Annotated in this window: 4 protein-coding genes; all 4 read left to right on the top strand. The window is 68.2% G+C overall.

What is annotated here, in order from left to right; all coding sequences use genetic code 11:
- Positions 1-871: amidohydrolase (locus AZG88_RS32370; RefSeq protein WP_156517677.1), on the top strand; the 871-nt coding region annotated here is incomplete at its 5' end.
- 184 nt (positions 872-1,055) lie between these two features.
- Positions 1,056-2,486 carry a gamma-aminobutyraldehyde dehydrogenase gene (locus AZG88_RS32365; protein ID WP_061700183.1) on the top strand — a complete coding sequence of 477 codons (1,431 nt, stop codon included), beginning with the start codon at positions 1,056-1,058 and terminating at the stop codon, positions 2,484-2,486.
- 51 nt (positions 2,487-2,537) lie between these two features.
- The gene (gabT, locus tag AZG88_RS32360; protein WP_005238605.1) at positions 2,538-3,878 is read left to right on the top strand and encodes a 4-aminobutyrate--2-oxoglutarate transaminase; all 1,341 of its coding nucleotides are present in this window, start codon (positions 2,538-2,540) and stop codon (positions 3,876-3,878) included.
- Positions 3,879-3,959: 81 nt separating this feature from the next.
- Positions 3,960-5,827 (top strand): primary-amine oxidase (locus AZG88_RS32355; protein WP_061700182.1); only part of this gene is annotated, 1,868 nt, incomplete at its 3' end.

Raw genomic sequence — 5,827 nt, 5'->3', positions numbered from 1 at the left:
CGTCGACGGCGCACCCGTCGACGACATGCTCCGGCTCGGGCCGGTCAAGCTGTACGCCGACGACGTGATCGAACCGCACACCGCGGCCATGCTGTCCGACTACGCGAACCGGCCGGGGCACCGCGGCGCGCCCAGCCTGCCGCCGCAGGAGTTCACCGCGATGCTCACCGAACTCGACCGTCTCGGCTTCCAGACGCACACCCACGCCACCGGCGACTGGGGTATCCGGCTGGCGCTCGACTCGATCGAGCACGCCGGCCGCGCGAACGGCACGGTCGACCGGCGGCACGGCATCGTCCACGTCGAATGCCTCCATCCCGAGGACCTTCCCCGCTTCCGGGAGCTCGGCGTGGTCGCGGCGATGCAGCCGCGGCACTGCTCTCCCGACCTCGTCGCCGGAACGTGGATGGAGAACGTCGGCGAGGACCGGTGGGACCGGGCGTGGCGATTCCGTTCGCTCGCCGAGTCGGGGGCGGCGCTGGCGTTCTCGAGCGACTGGCAGGTCGGGGAGATGGATCCGCTCGTCGGCCTGTACTCCGCCCTCACCCGCTCGGGCGTGGACGGCCGGACCGGCTGGACTCCGCGCGAACGGATGGACCTGGATTCGGCGTTGCGGGCATACACCCGGGGTGGCGCGTGGGCGTGGCACGCCGAGGACGAGCTCGGAGTGATCCGTCCGGGTGCCCGCGCCGACCTGGTCGTCTGGTCCGCGGACCTCTACACGCTCGAGCCCGGGCAACTGCTGGACCAGCGGGCCGACCTCACCCTCGTCGGCGGCGCGATCGTGCACGACGCCACCTCCGCGAGCGCCGTTGCGGACGTGCCGTTCGCCGGCTCCGGCGCGGCCGGCCACACCTGCTCGCACGGGTGACTCCGGATTGGACAACTCGGCGCGGCGGGGGGCGCGTCTTTCACCATTTTGTCAGCTGCCCCTGGCTTGTGAGGCAGCGCACACTTGTTTCAGATGCTCTGCAACTCCGGACCCCGGTCGGACTGTTCGACCGACGGTCCGTTCCGAACCACGAGTTTCGACCCCACGAGAGGAACCGGTACGAATGTCGATCGACGTACTCGAGAACTACATCAACGGTGAGTTCGTCGCCTCATCTGCGACGGAGACGCTGGACTTGATCAACCCCGTGGACGAGAGCGTCGTCGGGCGTGCGCCCGTCTCCACCAAGGCCGACGTGGACGCCGCCGTCGAGGCGGCCGAACGGGCCTTCGTCTCGTGGGGCAAGACCACCCCGAGCGTGCGGCAGACCGCGTTGCTGAAGCTCGCCGACGCGATCGAGGCACACAGCGACGAACTCGTCGAGGCGGAGTGCCGCAACACCGGGCAGCCCAAGCAGGTCATCGCCGACGAAGAGATCAAGGTGGGCGCCGACCAGCTCCGCTTCTTCGCGGGCGCGGCCCGGATGCTCGAAGGCAAGGCCGCCGGCGAGTACATGGAAGGCTTCACGTCCTACGTGCGCCGCGAGCCGATCGGTGTCGTCGGTCAGGTCACCCCGTGGAACTACCCGTTCATGATGGCGCTGTGGAAGATCGGCCCCGCGCTCGCGGCAGGCAACACGATCGTGCTCAAGCCCAGCGACACCACCCCGAACAGCACACTCGTCCTGGCCCGGCTGACCAAGGGGATCCTGCCGGACGGCGTCTTCAACGTCGTCCTCGGCAACGGCGAGACCGGCGCCACCCTCGTGGAGAACCCGGCCCTCGGACTGGTGTCGATCACCGGATCCGTGCGCGCCGGTATCGCCGTCGCCGTCTCCGCCGCCCGCCAGCTCAAGCGCGCCCACCTCGAACTGGGTGGCAAGGCCCCCGCCATCGTCTTCGGTGACGTCGACATCGAGAAGACCGCGAGCGGCATCGCCGAGGCCGCCTTCTTCAACGGCGGCCAGGACTGCACCGCCGCCACCCGCGTCCTCGTCCACGAGTCCATCCACGACCAGCTCGTCGACGCCCTCGTCCGCAAGGCCGAGACGCTCGAGCCCGGCCTGCCGGACGACCCGGACACGTTCTACGGCCCGCTCAACAACGTCAACCACTTCAACGCGGTCAGTTCCAAGATCGCCTCGCTCCCCACCTCGGCCAAGATCGTCACCGGCGGAAAGCGTTCGGGAGAGCAGGGATTCTTCTTCGAACCCACCGTGATCACCGGCGTCGACCAGCGCGACGACATCGTGCAGGAGGAGACGTTCGGGCCCATCCTCACCGTGCAGAGCTTCTCCGACGAGAAGGAGGCCGTCACCCTCGCCAACGACGTCCGGTACGGTCTGGCGTCGAGTGTGTGGACCAACGATCACGGCGTCACGCAACGCCTCTCGGCCGCACTCGATTTCGGCGCCGTGTGGATCAACTGCCACATCCCGCTCGTCGCCGAGATGCCGCACGGCGGATTCAAGTACTCCGGCTACGGCAAGGACCTCTCCGGCTACGGCGTCGAGGACTACACCCGCATCAAGCACGTCATGAGTTCCCACGACTGACGTCGCCCACCCCATACCCATCCACGTCACGACCCTGAGGACTGCACCATCATGAACGACATCCAGTACCGGCTGCCGCAGAAGCGCGCCCTGGTCACCGAGCTCCCCGGCCCGAAGTCGGCGGCCCTCACCGCACGCCGCCGCGCCACCGTGGCCGCGGGCGTCGGCTCCAGCGTCCCCGTGTACGCGGCGGATGCCGACGGTGGTGTGGTCGTCGACGTCGACGGCAACTCCCTGATCGACCTCGGCTCGGGCATCGCGGTCACCAGCGTGGGCGCGTCCGATCCGGCCGTCGCCGAGGCGGTTCGGGAGCAGGTCGGGCACTTCACCCACACCTGTTTCATGGTCACCCCGTACGAGGGCTACGTCCGCGTGGCGGAGGAACTCGCCGCCCTCACCCCCGGCGACCACGAGAAGCGCACCGTCCTGTTCAACTCGGGCGCGGAGGCGGTGGAGAACGCGATCAAGGTTGCTCGCCTCGCCACCGGCCGCGACGCCGTCGTCGCGTTCGACCACGCCTACCACGGTCGGACGAACCTGACGATGGCCCTCACCGCCAAGTCGATGCCCTACAAGGCCCACTTCGGTCCGTTCGCACCCGAGGTGTACCGGCTCCCCATGTCCTACCCCTACCGGGACCAGGACGGACTGACCGGCGAGCAGGCCGCCCAGCGCGCCATCAGCCAGATGGAGAAGCAGATCGGCGCCGATTCACTCGCGGCGATCATCATCGAGCCGATCCAGGGCGAGGGCGGATTCATCGTTCCCGCCGAGGGATTCCTCCCCACCCTGGTGAACTGGGCCCGCGCCAACGGCGTCGTGTTCATCGCCGACGAAGTGCAGACCGGGTTCTCCCGCACCGGCGCCTGGTTCGCGTGCGAGCACGAGGAGATCGTCCCGGACATCATCACGATGGCCAAGGGCATGGCGGGCGGCATGCCGCTGTCCGCGATCACGGGCCGCGCCGAACTCCTCGACAAAGTGCACCCCGGCGGTCTGGGTGGCACGTACGGCGGCAACCCCGTCGCGTGTGCCGCCGCACTCGCCGCGATCGACAGCATGCGGAAGTTCGACCTGCCCGCTCGCGCACAGCACATCGGCGACCTGGCCCTGCCGCGGCTGAAGGCCCTGGCCGCCGACGTCGGCGTCATCGGTGACGTGCGCGGGCGTGGCGCGATGCTCGCGATGGAGTTCGTCAAGCCCGGCACCGACGAGCCGGACGCCGAACTGACGAAGGCGATTGCCGCACATGCGCTCGAACAAGGTGTCATTCTGCTGACGTGCGGTACCTACGGAAACGTCATCCGACTGCTTCCGCCGCTGGTGATCAGCGACGACCTGCTCGACGACGCCCTGACCGTCATCGAGCAGATCGTGCGCTCGCTCGTCTGACCCGTGCGCCTTTTCGGTAGTCACCGCAACCGAAAAGGCGCACGAGCACGAAGTGCCCACCCCACGACCAGAGGAGACACCATGACCCGGACGACCACCGGCACGTTCCATCCTCTGGACCCGTTGGGGGCGGACGAATTCGCGCAGGCCGCGGCCGTCCTCGCCCGGGAACACGGGGTCGGGGACGGCTGGCGGTTCGCGTCGATCGAACTGGCCGAGCCGGGCAAGGCCGAGGTGTCGGCGTTCGACGCGTCGGGCACCGTCCCGGACCGCCGGGCCATCGTCGTGTGCTTCGACCGCAACAGCGGAGACACCTACAAGGCGCTCGTCTCGCTCACGGGAGACAACGTGGTCTCCTGGGAGCACATCCCGGACGTCCAGGCGAATTTCACGGTGGACGAGTGGGAAGAGGCGGACGCCTTCCTCCGCGGGCACCCGGACGTGATCGCGGCGCTCGCGAAGCGCGGGGTCACGGACATGAGCCTGGTGTTCATGGACGTGTGGACGTACGGCGACGCGGTGACCCCGGAGAAGTACAAGGGGCGCCGGCTCGGCTGGTCGGACACCTGGGTCCGGGCGGCCGAGGGCGCCAACCCGTATGCGGGCCCGGTCAACGGTTTCCACTGCGTGATCGACGTCAACAAGATGGAACTGCTCGAGATCGAGGACACGTTCAGCGTCGAACGTCCCGAGGTCATGGGCGAATACGTGCCCCGGCACATCCCGGAACGGATCCGCGACGCGAGCACCCGGCCGCCGTTGAAGCCGTTGGACATCGTCCAGCCGGAGGGACCGGCGTTCACGCTCGAGGGCAACAAACTCGAGTGGCAGAACTGGTCGCTGCGGGTGGGGTTCAACTACCGCGAGGGCATGACCCTGCACGCGGTGACCTACAACGACAACGGCCGGGTGCGCTCGATAGCGAACCGGATGTCGTTCGCGGAAATGGCGGTGCCGTACCGCGACACCAGCACCGATCACTACCGCCGCACCGCCTTCGACATCGGCGAGTGGGGCATCGGGTTCATGACCACGTCACTCACCCTGGGCTGCGACTGCCTGGGCGAGATCCGGTATCTCGACGCCGTACTCCACGACAGCCACGGTGTGCCGTTCACGATCGAGAACGCGATCTGTATCCACGAGGAGGACAACGCCGTCCTCTGGAAGCACGTCGACCACGATGCGGGCGCCGAGGTGCGCCGCATGCGGCGGCTGACGGTGTCGACACACGTGACGGTCGCGAACTACGAATATCTCGTCTACTGGCGGTTCTACCAGGACGGCAACATCGAATGCGAGGTCCGCGCCACCGGGATCATGGTGGTCAGCCACTTCCCGGAAGGCGGGGAGCACCCCAGCGGGACGCTCGTCGACAACCGCACGTACGCGCCGTTCCACCAGCACTTCCTGGTGGCCCGCCTCGATCTCGACGTGGACGGCACCGAGAACACGGTGTACGCGACCGAGACCGAGGTGGTGCCGATGGGCCCGGACAACCCTCTGGGTCTCGCGCTGCGCCAGAAGAACACCCCGCTGCGCACCGAACTCGAAGGCCGACAGGACTTCGACTGGCAGAGCCAGCGGGCGTGGAAGGTGGTCAACGACAACACGACCACCGGACTCGGCACCGCCCCCGCCTACAAGCTCGTTCCCGGCGGCGCGATCCCGTCGATGTTCGACCCGGCGTCGCCGATCTTCCAGCGCACCGGTGCGATCGGGCACACCGTCTGGGTGACCCCCAACTCCCCCGACGAACGCTGGCCTGCCGGGGAATTCGTGAACCAGAGCAAGGACGATCACGGACTTCCCGAGTGGACCGCGGCCGACCGGCCGATCGAGAACACCGACGTGGTGCTCTGGTACACCTTCGGGATCCACCACATTCCCCGGCCGGAGGACTGGCCGATCATGCCTGCCGACACCGTGTCGTTCTGGCTGAAACCGGT

Origin of the sequence: Rhodococcus sp. LB1 (assembly GCF_001583455.1) — a bacterium.
Lineage (GTDB): Bacteria > Actinomycetota > Actinomycetes > Mycobacteriales > Mycobacteriaceae > Rhodococcus_F > Rhodococcus_F opacus.
The sequence above is the reverse complement of the archived record's forward strand: the minus strand, read 5'-3'. Positions and strand labels throughout refer to the sequence as shown.